15 protein-coding genes and 1 pseudogene are annotated in these 17,051 nt (G+C 70.2%); 12 read left to right on the top strand and 4 right to left on the bottom strand.

What is annotated here, in order from left to right; all coding sequences use genetic code 11:
- Positions 1 to 81 precede the first annotated feature (81 nt).
- Complete coding sequence (locus tag ACFXOM_RS16510) at positions 82 to 1,092, top strand: hypothetical protein (RefSeq protein ID WP_384940545.1); 1,011 nt, start codon at positions 82 to 84, stop codon at positions 1,090 to 1,092.
- Here the strand turns inward: ACFXOM_RS16510 and ACFXOM_RS16515 are convergent.
- A complete protein-coding gene (locus tag ACFXOM_RS16515; protein WP_384940547.1) occupies positions 1,089 to 1,556 on the bottom strand; it encodes an NUDIX hydrolase in 468 nt (155 codons plus the stop codon). The genes ACFXOM_RS16510 and ACFXOM_RS16515 overlap by 4 nt on opposite strands.
- A 15-nt stretch (positions 1,557 to 1,571) precedes the next feature.
- Positions 1,572 to 1,922 (bottom strand): annotated as a pseudogene (locus ACFXOM_RS16520) (pyridoxamine 5'-phosphate oxidase family protein); the annotation flags it as partial.
- A gap of 66 nt (positions 1,923 to 1,988) precedes the next feature.
- Between ACFXOM_RS16520 and ACFXOM_RS16525 the strand changes: the two are divergent.
- The 10 genes from ACFXOM_RS16525 (at position 1,989) to ACFXOM_RS16570 (ending at position 13,609) form a co-directional block, all read left to right on the top strand.
- Positions 1,989 to 2,531 (top strand): CGNR zinc finger domain-containing protein, encoded by a 543-nt coding sequence (locus tag ACFXOM_RS16525; protein ID WP_384945511.1) that lies wholly within the window; start codon positions 1,989 to 1,991, stop codon positions 2,529 to 2,531.
- A 221-nt stretch (positions 2,532 to 2,752) separates the two neighbouring features.
- A complete protein-coding gene (locus tag ACFXOM_RS16530; RefSeq protein ID WP_384940551.1) occupies positions 2,753 to 6,088 on the top strand; it encodes a S8 family serine peptidase in 3,336 nt (1,111 codons plus the stop codon).
- A gap of 185 nt (positions 6,089 to 6,273) precedes the next feature.
- The gene (locus ACFXOM_RS16535; protein ID WP_384940553.1) at positions 6,274 to 7,302 is read left to right on the top strand and encodes an aspartate-semialdehyde dehydrogenase; all 1,029 of its coding nucleotides are present in this window, start codon (positions 6,274 to 6,276) and stop codon (positions 7,300 to 7,302) included.
- A gap of 119 nt (positions 7,303 to 7,421) precedes the next feature.
- Entirely contained in the window at positions 7,422 to 9,992 is a 2,571-nt protein-coding gene (gene pepN / locus ACFXOM_RS16540; protein ID WP_384940555.1) for an aminopeptidase N, read from the top strand.
- Positions 9,993 to 10,198: 206 nt separating this feature from the next.
- Complete coding sequence (locus tag ACFXOM_RS16545; protein ID WP_384940644.1) at positions 10,199 to 11,659, top strand: sensor histidine kinase; 1,461 nt, start codon at positions 10,199 to 10,201, stop codon at positions 11,657 to 11,659.
- Complete coding sequence (locus ACFXOM_RS16550) at positions 11,656 to 12,081, top strand: roadblock/LC7 domain-containing protein (RefSeq protein WP_384940557.1); 426 nt, start codon at positions 11,656 to 11,658, stop codon at positions 12,079 to 12,081. Before ACFXOM_RS16545 ends, ACFXOM_RS16550 begins: the two co-directional genes overlap by 4 nt.
- The gene (locus ACFXOM_RS16555) at positions 12,078 to 12,440 is read left to right on the top strand and encodes a DUF742 domain-containing protein (protein ID WP_384940559.1); all 363 of its coding nucleotides are present in this window, start codon (positions 12,078 to 12,080) and stop codon (positions 12,438 to 12,440) included. Before ACFXOM_RS16550 ends, ACFXOM_RS16555 begins: the two co-directional genes overlap by 4 nt.
- On the top strand, positions 12,421 to 13,050 hold the full coding sequence (locus tag ACFXOM_RS16560) for an ATP/GTP-binding protein (RefSeq protein ID WP_384940561.1): 630 nt from the start codon (positions 12,421 to 12,423) through the stop codon (positions 13,048 to 13,050). Before ACFXOM_RS16555 ends, ACFXOM_RS16560 begins: the two co-directional genes overlap by 20 nt.
- Complete coding sequence (locus ACFXOM_RS16565) at positions 13,047 to 13,193, top strand: hypothetical protein (protein WP_384945509.1); 147 nt, start codon at positions 13,047 to 13,049, stop codon at positions 13,191 to 13,193. The genes ACFXOM_RS16560 and ACFXOM_RS16565 overlap by 4 nt, the downstream gene beginning before the upstream one ends.
- Before the next feature lie 86 nt (positions 13,194 to 13,279).
- Complete coding sequence (locus tag ACFXOM_RS16570; RefSeq protein ID WP_384940565.1) at positions 13,280 to 13,609, top strand: hypothetical protein; 330 nt, start codon at positions 13,280 to 13,282, stop codon at positions 13,607 to 13,609.
- Between the two features lie 138 nt (positions 13,610 to 13,747).
- Here ACFXOM_RS16570 and ACFXOM_RS16575 read toward each other — a convergent pair whose 3' ends face one another.
- A complete protein-coding gene (locus ACFXOM_RS16575; protein ID WP_384940567.1) occupies positions 13,748 to 14,422 on the bottom strand; it encodes a hypothetical protein in 675 nt (224 codons plus the stop codon).
- A gap of 273 nt (positions 14,423 to 14,695) precedes the next feature.
- On the opposite strand from ACFXOM_RS16575, the gene ACFXOM_RS16580 reads away from it, so the two are divergent.
- Entirely contained in the window at positions 14,696 to 15,865 is a 1,170-nt protein-coding gene (locus tag ACFXOM_RS16580) for a S8 family peptidase (RefSeq protein ID WP_385038266.1), read from the top strand.
- A gap of 82 nt (positions 15,866 to 15,947) precedes the next feature.
- On the opposite strand, the gene ACFXOM_RS16585 is transcribed toward ACFXOM_RS16580, so the two are convergent.
- Entirely contained in the window at positions 15,948 to 16,961 is a 1,014-nt protein-coding gene (locus tag ACFXOM_RS16585; protein ID WP_384940571.1) for an EamA family transporter, read from the bottom strand.
- Positions 16,962 to 17,051: the final 90 nt, after the last annotated feature.

Below are 17,051 nucleotides of genomic sequence, written 5' to 3' on the forward strand. Positions count from 1 at the left end.
TTTAGTGCAGGGTTGTCCGGAATTGTCGACGAGTAGGTAACAGCGGTTAAAGGTCTCGCGGCACACGGGAATTGACGATGCATGAACCCGAACACCCCGCTCTCCCCCTGCCCGTTGAACCACCTCTCCGACGTACAGAGGCGCGTGATGTCCGCCGGGCAACTGCGGGAGCACGGAGTGTCCGCCGCACGGGCGGCCGAGCAGTGCAGACCGGGCGGGCCGTGGCAGCAGTTCCTGCCCGGTGTGTACGTGCTGCACCCGGGACCGCCGACCAGCGAGGAGCGACTGCACGCCGCAGTGCTGTACGCGGACACCCCCGACGGGGGCGAGGCGATGGTCACCGGACTGGCAGCGCTCGCGCTGCGCCAGTTCACCTCCGCTCCCCCACTGCCGTCCCTCGAACGCGTCGACGTGCTCGTACCGTGGACCCGACGGCTGAGGTCCGCCGGATGCGCCCGGCTGATCCGAACGCAGTCCCTGCCGCGCCACGAGGAGGTGACGGGGCTGCCCGTCGCCCCGGTGGCCCGCGCGCTGGCGGACGCCGTCGCACGGCTCACCGACGCGGGGGCGGTGCGCCGGCTGCTGACCGAGGCCGTGCGGGCGGGCCACTGTGAATCCGCGCCTATCGTGAACGAGTTGAACCGCGCCCGACTGCTGGAACGGACCCACGTGACGGACGCCGTGGACGCGCTGCTCGCCGAGGGCCGCGCGCTGGCCGAGGACCGGCTCTACCAGCTGGTCCACCTCTACGGACTGCCCGACCCGCTCTGGAACGTGGATCTGCGACTGCCGGGCGGCCCGCACCTGGGCGGCGTCGACGCCTACTGGCCCGGGCGGGCGGTGGCCCTGGAACTCGACACCCGCGCCCCCCGCGCGCGCCGTACCGGCCGCGCCCCGGGCCGCCCGGACGAGGAGTGGATCGAGGGCAGTCGCCGGCGCGAGCACCTGGAGCGGCTGGGCATCACGGTGGTCCACCTCTCGCCGAAGCGGCTGCGGAACACTCCCGCACAGGTGGCGACGGTGGTCCGTACGGCCCTGATGGCCTCGCAGCACCGAGACCCCGCCGCGTATGTCGTCGTGCTGCCCCGCTAGCGGAGATCCGCCGCCCCTCCCCGCACCCGGCCCGCCGCGGGCCGCTCCCGCCACAGCTCGAGACCGACGTCGACCAGCGTGACCCGGTCGAGCGCAGGGACCGATGCGAGCGGGTGCCAGGCGGCCAGGTCGGTGGAGCCGTCCCGCTCGGGGCGCAGCTCGCCGCCCGTGATCCGCCCTTCGTAGAGGATGCGCAGGCTCTGGAAGTCCGCCTCCGCCTGGAACCTGCGTGCCTTGCGGACGCGCAGGGAATCGACGCCGAGCAGGGCGGTCACCTCGGACGTGTAGCCGGTCTCCTCCGTGACCTCGCGGACGGCCGTGTCGGCGGGGTGCTCCCCGTGGTCCATCCCGCCTCCCGGCAGGGTCCATCGTTTGGCGCCGTCCCGCGCCACCCAGCGGGCGAGCAGGATCTGCCCGTCCTGCACGCACACGGCGTAGGCCGCCACCCGCAGCTGCTCTTCCATGCGGAGAGGTTAGTCTCAGGGGAGCTCCGGATTGGCCGGTGAGTATTCGGGAGCACCCCAGCGCAGCGGACTCGCCCCGGGGATATCGGCGGTCTCCTCGATGTCGAACCGGACGGTGCGTGCGCCGTCCGCGGCGAATTCGGTCCGGGCCGCGCCGGTGAGCTGGAGCGTGGCGCCCCCGGTCCAGTCCAGGAACAGCAGCCCGGCACGCGGATCGGTCTCGAGGTTGCCCAACGTCAGGAACATGGCGTTGCCGGGATAGTCCGGCCAGCTCAGCCTTCCCGGCGTCTCCACCCGCACGAAGCCCGGGTTGCCGCCGCGATGGCTGGCTTCGACACCGGCCCGTGACCTGGTGGTGATGAAGAAAGGTTACACACGGGAACGTCAACCGGTCACGTAACCTTGAGTGGTTAGCCATCCGAAGGAGCCCCGATGCCCGCACCCGACCTCCGACCACTCACCGGCGAGCCAGCCTGCCTGGACCTGCTCAATACCCAGTGGCTCCAGGACGGCGAGCCGCGGGACCTACTCACCTCCACACAGGGTCTGGACACCTGGCTCGCAAGCAACGGATGGGACGACCGCTTCACCGCCGACGGCGACACCCTGGAGAGGACCCTCCTCACCCGCGACGCACTCGCCGCGGCCGTGAGCAGCCCGGGGGACGCCGCGGCCGCCTCACGAGTCGACGCGATCCTGGAGCACGGCCGCATCCGCGCCACGCTCGACACCGAAGGGCCGGGCGAGCGAGCCGAGTTCGCCAACCCCGCCTGGGGGCCCGGCTGGATGGCCGTGCGCACCTACCTGGACCTACTGCGCACCGCACCCGACCGGATCCGCGCTTGCGCCCACGACGCCTGCACGCTGCACTTCTTCGACACGTCACGGAACGGCACGCGCCGCTGGTGCTCCATGGCGATCTGCGGAAACCGCGCGAAGGCGTCCCGACACTACGCGAAGACGCGCGAGAGCTGACACTTCACCATGAAATCGTCCATTACTGAACAGTAGGGTGATCGCTATCGACGGCTATCACTCCTTTTGACCCCTGAGACACATGTACCGCCAGTGGCGGATGTGTGCCATGAACGCATCACAACGCTGCCAACTCTCCACAAACCCCTGTCACTTGCGAAAGGCTGAGCGGTCATCCGGTACCGAATTCCGGACCCCTCTTTCACAAAACAGGGATGCTGATGACCACCCTCGAGTCTCAGGGCTCCATATCCGGGCACAGACGCGTGGCCCGGGTCGCCGCCGCCGCAGGCCTCGTCGCCGCGCTGGTGGCTTCCGGCGCCGCCCCCGCGATCGCCGCGACCACCGCAGAACCCGGCCCGGTCAAGGCCACCGAGCCTTCCGACAAGCTCGGCCGGACCGACGCCGAACTCCTCGCCGACGCCGAGGCCAAGGGCGAGAAGACCGTCACCGTAATGGTCGCCACCGCACCGGGCCAGACCGCCCAGGTCGCCAAGCAGTTGGACGCCGTCCAGGGCGCCTCGGTCGGCAAGACCTTCGACAAGCTCGGCTACGTGCGCGCGACCCTGCCGACCGGCAAGGCCGAGGCCGCCATCACGGCGGCCGCCAAGCTGTCCAGCGTCCACGGCATCGACCTCAAGCACGAGATCAAGCTGGACGACCCGACCCCGGCCGCGGACGGCTCGTCCGAGACCGGCACCTCACCGGACGCCAACGCCAAGGGTCGCGGCAAGGCCGCCGGCACCTACGCGGCGCCGGACAAGAACACGCCCGCCAAGAACCCGTACAACCCGTCCTTCGAGACGGGCGCGGTGAAGTTCGTGCAGGACCACCCGAAGTTCGACGGCCGGGGCGTCACCATCGGCATCATGGACTCGGGCGTCGACATCGCCCACCCGGCGCTGCAGAAGACCACCACCGGTGAGCGCAAGATCGTCGACTGGGTCACCGCCACCGACCCGATCACCGACAACGACGGCACCTGGCGCCCCCAGATCACGCCGGTCGACGGTCCGGTGTTCACCAGCGCGGGCAGCACCTGGAAGGCCCCGGCCGGGACGTACCAGTTCAGCCGCTTCAGCGAGTCGATCACCGCCAACGGCGACATGAAGGGCGACGTCAACCGCGACGGCGACACCACCGACCGCTTCGGCCTCCTCTACGACCCCGCCGCCGGAACCGTGCGCGTCGACACCGACCAGGACGGCGACTTCACCAACAACGAGCCGATGAAGCCGTACAAGGACGGCTTCCAGATCGGCTACTTCGGCAAGGACGACCCGGCCACCGACGTCGCCGAGCGGATCCCGTTCGTCATCGAGATCCGCAAGGACGTCGCGATGGACCCGCTGGGCGGCGCCTGGGTCGGCAAGAAGGCCGACTTCGTCAACGTCGGCATCATCGAGTCCGAGCACGGTACCCACGTCGCGGGCATCACCTCCGCCAACGGCCTCTTCGGCGGACGGATGAACGGTGCCGCGCCCGGCGCCAAACTGGTCTCCTCCCGTGCCTGTTCCTGGAGCGGCGGCTGCACCAACGTCGCGCTCACCGAGGGCATGGCCGACCTGGTCATCAACCACGGCGTGGACATCGTCAACATGTCCATCGGTGGTCTGCCGGCGCTGAACGACGGCAACAACGCCCGCGCCGAGCTCTACACGCGGCTCATCGACCAGTACGGCGTCCAGCTGGTGATCTCGGCCGGCAATGAGGGCCCCGGCACCAACACGATCGGCGACCCCGGTCTGGCCGACAAGGTGATCTCCGTGGGCGCCGCGGTCTCCAAGGAGACCTGGGCCGCCAACTACGGCTCGGCCGTGACGAAGAAGTACGCCATGTTCCCCTTCTCCTCGCGCGGTCCGCGTGAGGACGGCGGATTCACGCCGACCATCACCGCCCCGGGCGCGGCCATCAACACCATCCAGACCTGGCTGCCCGGTGCATCGGTGAAGGAAGCCGGCTACCAGCTCCCGGCCGGCTACGGCATGCTCCAGGGCACGTCGATGTCCTCTCCGCAGGCCGCGGGCGCCAGCGCACTGCTGATCTCCGCCGCGAAGCAGAAGAAGATCGCCCTCACCCCGGCGAACCTGCGCACCGCGCTCACCAGCACCGCGAAGAAGATCCGCGGCGTGGCCGCGCACGAGCAGGGCTCCGGCCTGATCAACATCGTGGGCGCGTGGCGCGCCATCAAGGACGGCGCCACTGCCCACGACTACACGGTGAAGGCCCCGGTCGACACCGCGATCGACCAGTTCCTGAAGACCCCGGGCTTCGGCACCGGTCTGTACGACCGTGAGGGCGGCCTCAAGACCCGCCAGAAGAAGTCGTACGAGATCACCATCACCCGGACCACCGGTCCGGACCGTCCGATCAAGCACGAGCTGGACTGGAAGTACAACGACGGCACCTTCGACCTGCCGGGGTCCGGCGCCGTGGTGCTGCCGCTGAACAAGCCGGTCACCGTGAAGGTCGACGCGAAGGCCCGCACCAAGGGCGTGCACAGCGCGATCCTGGAGCTGGACGACGTCCGCACCGAGGGCGTCGACAAGCAGATCCTGACCACCGTCGTCGCCGCCGAGCAGCTGGCCAAGCCGGCGTACTCCTACTCGGCGTCCGGCTCGGTGCAGCGCAACAGCCACAGGTCGTACTTCGTCAACGTTCCCGCGGGCGCCAAGGCCCTCGAGGTCGCGCTCGGCGGTCTGAAGGACAAGAGCCAGACCCGGTTCATCTCGATCCACCCGTACGGCGTGGGCGTCGAGGACAGCTCCACGATCTACTGCTACCCGAACTACGACAACCCGGCCAACACCTGCCGTCCCGACCTGCGGTCGTACGCCGACCCGCAGCCGGGCGTCTGGGAGATCGAGGTCGAGGCGCGCCGTACGTCCCCGCTGCTGAACAACCCGTACAAGCTGGACGTGACCGTCCTCGGTGCGACCTTCGACCCGGCCGTGAAGACCATCTCCGAGGCCAAGGTCGGCACCCCGGCCAAGGTCGACTGGACGGTCGCCAACGGCTTCGCCGCCATCGACGGCAAGCTGAAGGGCGGCCCGCTCGGATCGGCGAAGGTCACCCGCCCCACCATCAAGGAGGGCGAGACCCTCGAGACGACCGTCACCGTCGGTGAGGGCGTCGAGCGCCTCGACGTCGCCATCGGCGGCGTCTCCGACAACGCGGCCGACCTGGACCTGGAGGTCTGGAAGGGCGCTACCCGGGTCGGCCAGTCCGCGGACGGCGACTCGGACGAGGCCGTGAGCCTCGCCAAGCCGGCCGCCGGCACGTACACCATCAAGGTCGTGGGCTACGCGGTCCCGTCCGGTAGCACCGAGTACGACTACCGGGACGTCTACTTCTCGCCCGCCCTCGGCACCGTCAAGGTCGACGAGGCCCAGGCAGTGAAGCTGGCGAACGGTGCGTCCGCGCAGGTCGCCGCCGAGGTCCACGTGGGCAGCGCCGCGCCCGAGGGCCGGCAGTTCTTCGGCGAGGTCCAGCTGCTGAACGCGCGCGGAACCGCCGCGGGCACCGGCAGCGTCGTGATCGAAAAGGTCATTCCGTGACCGAGTGACTCGGTGTGACCCATCACACCCGGAGGGCGGGCGTCCGCGTGACGCCCGCCCTCCGTGTGTGACCAGGAGCATCTGTCCCGCCCCTCGGACAATGGATTGGACAAGGCGGCCACGGACATACGCATCATGGAAGGCACCCAGGCCACGCAGTCTGCACGAACATACGGAGGAGTCCCGTGAAGGTCGGAATCGTCGGAGCCACCGGGCAGGTCGGCACGGTCATGCGCAAGATCCTCGCCGAACGGAGCTTCCCGGTCGACGAACTGCGACTCTTCGCCTCGGCCCGGTCGGCGGGCTCCACCATCACCTGGCAGGACCGGGACGTCACCGTCGAGGACGCCTCCGTCGCCGACTACTCCGGCCTGGACATCGTGCTCTTCTCGGCCGGCGGCGCCACGTCGCGGGCACTTGCCGAGAAGGTCGCGTCCCAGGGTGCGGTCGTGATCGACAACTCCTCCGCCTGGCGCCGTGACCCCGAGGTCCCCCTCATCGTCTCCGAGGTCAACCCGCACGCGGTCAAGGACCGCCCCAAGGGCATCATCGCCAACCCGAATTGCACCACGATGGCCGCCATGCCGGTGCTGAAGCCGCTGCATCAGGAGGCGGGGCTGGTCTCCATGGTGGCCACGACGTACCAGGCGGTGTCCGGCTCGGGCGTCGCGGGCGTCGCCGAGCTCGACGGCCAGATCAAGGCGGTCGCGGACCGCGCCGCCGAGCTGACCCACGACGGGGAGGCGGTCGTGTACCCGGAGCCGGGCGTCTACAAGCGCCCCATCGCCTTCAACGTGCTCCCGCTGGCCGGCTCGATCGTCGACGACGGCTCCCACGAGACCGACGAGGAGCAGAAGCTCCGCAACGAATCCCGCAAGATCCTGGAGATCCCGGGACTCAAGGTCTCCGGCACCTGCGTCCGCGTTCCGGTGTTCTCCGGCCATTCGCTCCAGGTCAACGCTCGCTTCGAGCGTCCGATCAGTGTGGAACGCGCCCACGAACTGCTGGCTGACGCGGAGGGTGTCGAGCTCTCCGAGATCCCGACCCCGCTGCAGGCAGCGGGCAGGGACGCGTCGTACGTGGGCAGGATCCGGGTGGACGAGACCGTGGACAACGGACTGGCCCTCTTCGTCTCCAATGACAACCTCCGCAAGGGCGCGGCGCTCAATGCGGTGCAGATCGCGGAGCTGGTCGCGCAGGAGCTCAGGGGCTGAGGGACGGCACCACCGGGGCGGGTCCCACCGGACCCGCCCTGGTCGGCAGCGCCCCCTTCGCGGACCCCCCTGCCGTGGAAGGATGGCCCCGAGACATCACATACCGAGGGGATGACCGGGTGCCTGGCACAAACCTGACCCGTGACGAGGCGCAAGCACGAGCGCGCCTGCTCACCGTTGACTCGTACGAGATCGACCTCGATCTCACCGGGGCGCAGGAGGGCGGCACCTACCGGTCCGTGACGACCGTGCGCTTCGACTCCGCCGAGCACGGCGCGGAGACCTTCATCGATCTCGTCGCCCCCGCGGTGCACGAGGTCGTGCTGAACGGCAAGGCGCTCGACGTGGCCGCGGTCTTCCGGGACTCGCGGATCGCGCTCAAGCACTTGCTCGAGGGACCGAACGAGCTGAAGGTCGTCGCCGACTGTGCCTACACCAACACCGGTGAGGGCCTGCACCGCTTCGTCGACCCGGTCGACGAGCAGGCCTACCTGTACACCCAGTTCGAGGTGCCCGACGCCCGCCGGGTCTTCGCGAGCTTCGAGCAGCCGGATCTGAAGGCGACGTTCCAGTTCACGGTGAAGGCTCCCGAGGGCTGGTCCGTGATCTCGAACTCCCCGACGCCGGAGCCGAAGGACAACGTCTGGCACTTCGAGCCGACGCCGCGGATCTCCACGTACATCACCGCGTTGATCGTCGGGCCGTACCACAGCGTCCACAGCTCCTACGAGAAGGACGGGCAGAGCGTCCCGCTCGGCATCTACTGCCGCCCCTCGCTCGCCGAGTTCCTCGACGCCGACGCGATCTTCTCGGTCACCCGGCAGGGCTTCGACTGGTTCCAGGAGAAGTTCGACTACGCGTATCCGTTCGCCAAGTACGACCAGCTGTTCGTGCCGGAGTTCAACGCGGGGGCGATGGAGAACGCGGGGGCGGTGACCATCCGCGACCAGTACGTGTTCCGCTCCAAGGTCACGGACGCCGCGTACGAGATGCGGGCTGAGACCATCCTGCACGAGCTGGCCCACATGTGGTTCGGCGACCTGGTCACCATGGAGTGGTGGAACGACCTGTGGCTGAACGAGTCGTTCGCCACCTACACCTCGGTCGCCTGCCAGGCGTACGCACCGGGCAGTCGCTGGCCGCACGCCTGGACCACCTTCGCCAACTCCGAGAAGACCTGGGCGTACCGGCAGGACCAGCTCCCGTCCACGCACCCGATCATGGCCGAGATCAACGACCTTGACGACGTGCTGGTCAACTTCGACGGCATCACGTACGCCAAGGGCGCCTCGGTGCTCAAGCAGCTGGTCGCCTACGTCGGGACGGACGAGTTCTTCCGAGGTGTGCAGGCCTACTTCAAGCAGCACGCGTTCGGGAACACCCGGCTGCCGGACCTCCTGGGTGCCCTGGAGGAGACCAGCGGCCGCGATCTGAAGGCCTGGTCGAGGGCCTGGCTGGAGACCGCCGGCATCAACGTCCTGCGTCCGGTGATCGACACCGACTCCTCGGGCGCCATCACCTCCTTCGCCGTCAAGCAGGAGGCCCCCGCGCTGCCCGCGGGCGCGAAGGGCGAGGCCATGCTGCGGCCGCACCGGATCGCCATCGGCCTCTACGACCTCGACGCCACCGGCAAGCTGGTGCGCACCGATCGGGTCGAGCTGGACGTGGACGGTGAGCTCACCGCCGTTCAGGACCTGGTGGGCAAGGCGCGCCCGGCCGTGGTGCTGGTCAACGACGACGACCTGTCGTACGCGAAGGTCCGTCTGGACGAGGATTCACTCCAGGCGGTCATCGAGCACCTGGGCGACTTCGCCGAGTCGCTGCCGCGTGCGCTGTGCTGGGCCTCCGCCTGGGACATGACCCGCGACGGGGAGATGGCTGCGCGCGACTACCTGTCCCTGGTGCTCTCGGGCATCGCGAAGGAGTCGGACATCGGCGTCGTGCAGTCGCTGCAGCGCCAGGTGAAGCTGGCGCTCGACCTGTACGCGGCGCCGGACTGGCGCGACGCCGGGCTGACGCGGTGGACCGAGGCGACGCTGGCGCACCTGCGGGCTGCCCGGCCGGGCAGCGACCACCAGCTGGCCTGGGCGCGGGCATTCGCCGCGACCGCGCGCACCCCGCAGCAGCTGGACCTGCTGGAGGCCCTGCTGGAGGGCCGGGAGACGATCGAGGGCCTGGCCGTCGACACCGAACTGCGGTGGACGTTCGTGGAGCGGCTGGCCGCGACCGGCGTCTACGACGAGGCGGAGATCGCGGGCGAGCTGGAGCGGGACAGGACGGCTGCCGGCGAGCGCCATGCGGCGACAGCGCGGGCAGCGCGTCCCACGCCGGAGGCCAAGGCCGAGGCGTGGGCCTCGGTCGTCGAGTCCGACGCCCTGCCGAACGCGGTGCAGCAGGCGGTCATCGTCGGATTCGTCCAGACCGATCAGCAGGAGCTGCTCGCCCCCTACGCGGAGAAGTACCTCGCGGCGGTCAAGGACGTGTGGGAATCCCGTTCCCACGAGATGGCCCAGCAGATCGTGACCGGCCTCTACCCGTCGCTGCAGGTGTCCAAGGAGACCCTTGACGCGACAGATGCTTGGCTGGATTCGGCCGCTCCGAGTCCTGCGCTGCGGCGGCTGGCGCTGGAGTCCCGTTCGGGTGTCGAGCGGGCGCTGAAGGCCCGGGCTGCGGACGCCGCAGCGGCCTGACCTGGTGGGCTCTGCCGGCCCGCCCCGATGAACGAGAGGGCGCCTCGGAACCTCACGGTCCGCGGCGCCCTTTCGCTTGCCCGTAACGGGGACCGAGCGTCTGTGTCCGAAGTGTGACCCGGCGTCAACAACCTTGCTCCTGAACGACTATGCTCCCTCACCGTCGTCATATGATCGTTTCCATTCAGATGGTTTTGAGGGTGCTGATGGTCCGTGAGGAATCGTCGCCCGGAAATGGGAGCTCGCGTTCCGCGGCCTCTTTCGGGTGGCTGCTACCCGCCGCTCTGACAGCTGTCGCCACCGTCGTCGCGGTGGTGCTGGTGTCCGACTCGTCCCGTGTGCCCGTCGCCGTCATCGGTGCCGTCGCCTCCGTCATGGTCGCCGCCATCGGCGCGGAGGCCGCTCGCCGAGGCAGGACCATCGACGCGCTGCGCCGCAGCGTCGCCGAACGCGATGCCGCACTCGCCCACCAGGCGGCCCAGACCGCCCACCTCGCCGGGACCCTCCTCCCCGACGTCGTGGAACGGCTGCGCATGGGCGAGTTCCCGGAGGACGTCTTCTCCTCGCTCATCGCCCCGGAGGCGCACCAGCGGGTCGTCGGCACGGTCGTCGACGCCGTCGTCGCCGAGGAGGACCTCCGCGAGTCCGCACAGCGCGCGTTCGTGAACATCGCCCGCCGCGTCCAGGCCATCGTCCACCAGCAGGCCCAGGAGCTGCGCGAGATGGAGGACCGGCACGGAAAGCTCCCGGAGGTCTTCGGCGATCTGCTGCGCCTCGACCACGGCACCGCCCTGATCGGCCGGCTCGCCGACTCCATCGCCGTGCTCGGCGGTGCCCGTCCCGGTCGCCAGTGGAGCCGCGCCGTGCCGCTCTACAGCGTGCTGCGCGGCGCCATGTCGCGGATCATCGACTACCAGCGCGTCGAACTTCACTCCGTGGCCGAGGTCGCCGTCGTCGGCCCCGCCGTGGAACCCCTCATCCACACGCTCGCCGAGCTGCTCGACAACGCCACCCGCTACTCGCCCCCGCAGACGAAGGTCCATCTGACCGCCGTCGACGTCCAGTCCGGCATCGCCGTCGAGATCGAGGACGGTGGCGTCAGCATGAGCGAGGAAGCCCGCAACCGGGCCGAACGGATGCTCCGCCAGGCACAGCAGGGCATCGACCTCAACGACCTCGGCGAGACCCCGCGACTCGGCCTCGCCGTGGTGGGCCGCCTCGCCCAGGCCTACGGATTCCAGGTGTCGCTGCGCTCCTCCGCCTACGGCGGGGTCCGCGCGGTCGTCGTCGTGCCGCAGGAACTGATCACCGGGGCGGCTGCGGCCTCCGGCCTCGCCCACGGCATCGGCGCCGCGTCCGTGCCCCGCACGACCCTCCCGGCCGACGCCGCCGCGGCCGCCCCGGCACCGCGGGCCGCCGGGGGCCCGGCCGTCGCCGAAGCGCCGCCGGCCGTGATCGAGCGGGCCTCGAACGGCCTGCCCCAGAGGCGCCGCAGGGCGCCCGTCGCCGCATCCACGCCACCCGCCACGCCGACGGCGTCCTCGACCACGCCCGCTCCGGACCAGGAGCCCACATCACAGGTGCAGCCCGGCATGTGGCTGGCCGCCTTCCAGAGTGGCTTCTCCGGGGAGACCACCGACGCCAGCAAGGGGAACACACAGCCATGATTCAGCAGCAGGCCAACATGGACTGGATGCTCAAGGACCTCGCGGAAGGCGTGCCGCAGACCAGGCACGTGGTCGTGCTCTCCGCCGACGGTCTGCGCATGGCCCAGTACGGCACGGACACCGACACGGCGGACCGGCTTGCCGCGGCCTGTGCCGGCCTGCAGTCGCTGGCCAGCGCCGTCGCATCGGAACTGCCGTACAGCGACGGCAGGATGCGCCTCGTGGTGATCGAGATGGACGGGGGCTTCTTCTACCTGATGGCTGCCGGCGCCGGCGCTTTCCTCGCGGTGCTCGCCGACGAGGGCGTCGACGCCGGCCTGATGGGCCAGCGGATGCGCGACCTCGTGCTGCGGATCGGCGAGCACATCAGCAGTCCGCCCCGGATCGGTGAGACCTCACCGGCGGAAGGCCGGACCAGGTGAGCCACCCGGGCGGCGGGGACTGGGAGGACGCGAGTCCCGAGCGGCTCTACGTCATCACGGGCGGGCGCAGCAGCTCGTCGGCCCCCGTGGAATTGGACCTGGTCACGCTGATCGTGGCCAGGTCCTCGCCCAAGCCCGGTATGCAGCCCGAACACACGGAGATCATCCGGCTCTGCCAGTCACCGCTGTCCGTGGCCGAGATCTCCGCGTACACCGGACTGCCGGTCAGCGTCGTCACCGTGTTGCTCGGCGACCTCCTCACCGACAACAAGGTGATCTCCCGGGCGCCCATCCCGCCCGCCCAACTCCCCGACCGCGCTTTGATTGAGGCAGTGATCGATGGACTTCAAAGGCTCTGAGCAGCCGGCGCGTACCCCCGGCCCGCGGAGCGAGGACGTACTGCCCCAGACCGCAGCCGCCGCCGTCAAGGTCGTGGTCGTGGGCGGCTTCGGGGTCGGCAAGACGACCCTTGTCGGGTCGGTCAGCGAGATCCGGCCGCTGACGACCGAGGAGACGATGACCCAGGCCGGCGTCGGCATCGACGACACGGCCGGCGTCGACGACAAGACGTCGACGACCGTCGCCATGGACTTCGGCCGCATCAGCATCAACCAGGAACTGGTCCTCTACCTCTTCGGGACACCGGGCCAGGAACGCTTCTGGTTCCTCTGGCGCGGGCTGTTCGAGGGCGCACTCGGTGCTGTGGTGCTCGTCGACACCCGACGGCTCGAAGTCAGCTTCGACGTCATCGGCCGGCTGGAGGAACGGGGCGTGCCGTTCGTGGTGGCCGTCAACACCTTCCCCGAGGCTCCCGGTTACCCGGTCGAGGAACTGCGCGGTGCGCTGGACCTGCCGACATCGGTACCGATCGTGCTGTGCGACGCCCGGCAGCGGTCCTCCGGCAAGGACGTCCTGATGACGCTGATGCGCTACCTGCAGACCCTCGCGACGACTCAGGAGGCGTCATGACCGCTCCCGGGGAGTCCCACGCGGCACGCGTGCCCGGCACCCCGCTCACGGCGCCGCACCGCCGCCCGGGTGCCCGGCCCACGTACTCGGCGCCGACGGGACGCACCGCCTGTACGACCGCGTCCCAGCCGACCGTCCGCTGAGCCCGACGGCCGCGTGGCCGCCGGTGTGCCAGTTCGTCGACGGGGACGGGCACCGGCGGCTGCGTGGCGTCGTCCCGGAGTCCCCGGTGCAGTTCGATCGGCGTGACGTGCGGCGCTACGTGGTGCGTTTCGCGAGCCGGCTCATCGACCGCTTCGCCGAGCACGGCTCGGACCCGGTCACCGACTTCGCGGAGCGTGCCCACGCTGGTGATGCCCCAAGCGGTCGGCGTACCGGACTCCTCCGGCCACGCGTCGTCGGGGCCGCGGCTCACGGCGGGCGACTCGGCCCTGTCAAGCCCGACCCCAGGGCGCCGGTCCACGGCAACCTCTCGTACCTCGCCTTCAGCAGCGGCACGCGCGAGTGCCCCGGCCGGGCATCGGCCGCGCCGTCGCCGACACCGGCGTCGACACCCTGATGACGCGGCGGACCGGTCTGGAGCTCGCCGTCCACGCAGGGGAACCGCCCCCCGGTCCGTACGGTGGCTCCGGGCCCGGAACATCCCGCAGACCGCGGCCCCGCCCCGCGGGGCGGGACGGGGCCGCGGCGCCGCGGATCAGCGCTTCTGGACGAGCGCACGACCCCGTCGGGACTCGGCCGAACAGGACTTCTTCTCCGCCTCGGTCATCTTGCGGCTCTTGACGACGACCGCGTTGCTCTTGCCGTCGGTGCCGTTGGGGGCCGGACCCGTGATGGTGTCGCCGAAGAACCAGTAGTAGTGACCCCACTTGGGGCTGTCGTAGTGGGTCTGCCAGGTGCCCGAGACCTTCTGCATCACCTGGGCGCGGGAGATCCAGCCCACTTCGCCGGGCTTGACCGTCATGTTCAGCGAGCTGCTCTCCGCGTGCGAGCTCGACCACGTGTGGCTGTACGAGGTCGTCACGCTCAGGTTCACGATGTCGGCGATCTTGCCGCCCACGGTGACGGAGACCCCGAGCGAGTCCGTGGATCCCACGGTGTCGCTCCAGGTCATGGACTGGGTGGCGTCCGAAGAGCTGCAGTTGTAGAGCGAGTTGGACACCTGGTGGAAGGCTCCGAGGTACGCCTCGCCGAGCCGGGGGGAGTTGAAGGTGCACTTGCCCACGCCCGACGCGCAGTCCGCCCGGAGCAGTTCACGGGTCGGCTGCTCGGCGGCTGCCGCGGGGGAAGTGATCGATATCGCGATTCCGCATGCCGCGGCCGTCGCAGTCAGGAGTCGGCTGCCGTACCGCATGACGCGGTTCATTGCCATGGTGTTGCCTTTCAAACCGTGCGGGGGGGTCGGCGAACACCGCTGTGCAATACGGGACTTGGGATCATCCAAGGCCGAACAGCGGGCGCCGCCTGTCATTTGTGAGATTGTCTGAACAATGATCAACTTCACACCAAGATTAGGTAAAGTTGTAGTTGATTCAGAAACAGAGTCACGAGCCGTGCTGTGGCGATCGGCTGACATCGGCTCAAGAGGGAGGGCCTGCGGGTCGATGAGAACGATGACGTGATCATCGTGACGAAGGGAGTGTCCATGCGCCTGTTCGTGCGCTGCGCGGCCGCCGCCCTGCTGCTCGCCTCGACGGCGGCCCCGGTTGCCGCGGCGGAGGACCATCCGGCCGGCCCCACCCCCGCCCCGCTGTACCGGTCGACCGAGCCGCTGACGGGCAGGTACATCGTCTCCCTGGATGCCGCGGCCGACCCGGTCGAAGTGGCACGACAGACCGGGGTGAAACCCCGTTACACGTACAACCGCGCCATGCGCGGATTCTCGGCGACGCTCAACGCGAGCCAACTGGAGGCAGTACGGCTCGCCCCCGGCGTCACGGCCGTGGAGGAGGACGCCCTGGTGTCCGTGCACGAGGCGGGCGGCGCGACCCCGGCGGCGAGCTGGGGGCTCGACCGCACCGACCAGCGGAGGCTGCCGCTGGACGGTCAGTTCACCACGTCACACACCGGCAGGGGTGCCAACGTGTACGTCGTCGACACCGGGATCGACTACGCACACGCCGAGTTCGGCGGACGTGCCGTGTTCGGTTTCGACGCCATCGGCGACGGGCGCCACGGGCAGGACTGCATGGGCCACGGCACCCATGTGGCGGGCACGACCGGCGGGGCGACGTACGGGATCGCCCGCGAGGCCACCCTGATCAGTGTGCGCGTGCTCAACTGCGACGGCGTGGGCCCCTGGTCGGGAATCATCGCGGGCCTCGACTGGGTCGCCAGGAACGCACAACGGCCGGCCGTCATGAACGCCTCCTTCGGCGGAGCCAGCTCTCCCAGCGCGAACGCCGCCGCGGACGCGGTCTTCAACAAGGGCGTCCTGCCGGTCGCCTCGGCCGGCAACTCCGCGGCGGACGCCTGCGGCGTCTCTCCCGCCGGAGCGACCCACACGTTCGCGGTGGGCGCCACCGACCGGGGGGACCAGGAAACCGACTACAGCAACTACGGCCGGTGCCTGGATGTCTACGCCCCCGGCACGGACATCGTCTCCGCCCTCATGGGCGGCGGCAGCACGTCCATGAACGGCACCTCCATGGCCGCACCGCACGTGACGGGCGTGGCCGCGCTCTACGTGGCCGCCCACCCCACGGCCGACGCCGAGGCGGTCGCCGACTGGCTCGTCGGGCAGGCCACCGGCTCCGTGGTGCAGTCCATCTCACCGCGCTCGCCCAACCGGTTGCTGTTCACCGGCGGCCTGTGATCGGGCAGGCCCGCCCCGACCGCGGCCCGGCTGGCCACCCGTCCTGCAGCGCCCCCGGCGCCGGCCGGTCGTGCGGACTGTTTCAGGCCGGGTCGCGGCCCTCCGTACGGCCCGCGTCCCGGCCGGCCGGCGACCCCGGGGACGCGGCGCGGACCACGCCCGGGAACGCCGTGGGCAGCACCGCCGCCCCGGCGCCCACCGCCTTCCTTGCCCGCGCCCCCGGAGCCGCGGGGGGCAGCGCCGCGCGGTTCCCGAGCTGTCCGGTGACCGTAGCGGCGAACGCGACTGCCATGCCCAGCAGTTGGACCGGGGCGAGATCCTGGCCGAGCGCCGCCCAGCCGATCACGGCGGCGGTGATCGGGGAGAGAGGCCCGAGGAGGGTGACGGAGGTGGCGGTCAGCCGTTCGATGCCGCGGAACCAGAGCCAGTAGCCGACGGCGGTGTTGGCGAGCGCCAGGTACGCGTACCCGGCGAGGGCGCGCCCGTCGAGCGCCGGCGGGGCGCCTTCGACGAAGAGCGCCACCGGCGCGATCAGCAGCCCGCCGGCGGTGAGCTGCCAGCCGGTCATCGCGAGCGGGCCGACTCCGGCCGGACGCCCCCAGCGCTTGGTGAGCACGGTGCCCGCGGACATCGACGCCGACGAGGTCAGGGCGGCGAGGACACCGACCGCGTCCAGCGCCGCGCCCGCCTTCAGCACGACGAGACCGACCCCGAATGCGGCGACAACGGCGGCGAGCAGCGACCGCACGGACGCGCGCTCGCCCAGCAGTGCGGTGGAGAGGCCGATGACGAAGAGCGGTCCGACCGAGCCCACGACGGCGGCGACTCCCCCGGGGAGCCGGTACGCGGCGAGGAAGAGCAGGGGGAAGAACGCCCCGATGTTGAGGGCGCCGAGCACGGCCGACTTCACCCACCAGGTGCCGCGCGGCAGCGTCCTGGTGAGCGCGAGCAAAACCAGCCCGGCGGGCAGGGCGCGCATGAGGCCGGTGAACAGGGGGCGGTCGGGCGGGAGGAACTCGGTGGTGACGGCGTAGGTGGAGCCCCAGGCGACCGGGGCGAGTGCGGTCACGGCTATGACGGCGGCTTTGCAGGACATGCGGGCCCTTTCGGCGACTCCAGTAATTGCTTGCCAATAATTAGCTTAGCCCTAAGTTACTTATTGACAAGCAACTATCTTGTCGGCAAC

The organism is Streptomyces sp. NPDC059169, from assembly GCF_042755225.1.
GTDB lineage: Bacteria > Actinomycetota > Actinomycetes > Streptomycetales > Streptomycetaceae > Streptomyces.

Coding starts and splice junctions, on each gene's coding strand:
- ACFXOM_RS16530 (WP_384940551.1), top strand. CDS start 2,753: ATGACCACCCTCGAGTCTCAGGGCTCCATATCCGGGCACAGACGCGTG.
- ACFXOM_RS16565 (WP_384945509.1), top strand. CDS start 13,047: ATGACCGCTCCCGGGGAGTCCCACGCGGCACGCGTGCCCGGCACCCCG.
- ACFXOM_RS16550 (WP_384940557.1), top strand. CDS start 11,656: ATGATTCAGCAGCAGGCCAACATGGACTGGATGCTCAAGGACCTCGCG.
- ACFXOM_RS16510 (WP_384940545.1), top strand. CDS start 82: ATGAACCCGAACACCCCGCTCTCCCCCTGCCCGTTGAACCACCTCTCC.
- ACFXOM_RS16575 (WP_384940567.1), bottom strand. CDS start 14,422: ATGGCAATGAACCGCGTCATGCGGTACGGCAGCCGACTCCTGACTGCG.
- ACFXOM_RS16585 (WP_384940571.1), bottom strand. CDS start 16,961: ATGTCCTGCAAAGCCGCCGTCATAGCCGTGACCGCACTCGCCCCGGTC.
- ACFXOM_RS16515 (WP_384940547.1), bottom strand. CDS start 1,556: ATGGAAGAGCAGCTGCGGGTGGCGGCCTACGCCGTGTGCGTGCAGGAC.
- ACFXOM_RS16545 (WP_384940644.1), top strand. CDS start 10,199: ATGGTCCGTGAGGAATCGTCGCCCGGAAATGGGAGCTCGCGTTCCGCG.
- ACFXOM_RS16560 (WP_384940561.1), top strand. CDS start 12,421: ATGGACTTCAAAGGCTCTGAGCAGCCGGCGCGTACCCCCGGCCCGCGG.
- ACFXOM_RS16580 (WP_385038266.1), top strand. CDS start 14,696: ATGCGCCTGTTCGTGCGCTGCGCGGCCGCCGCCCTGCTGCTCGCCTCG.
- ACFXOM_RS16525 (WP_384945511.1), top strand. CDS start 1,989: ATGCCCGCACCCGACCTCCGACCACTCACCGGCGAGCCAGCCTGCCTG.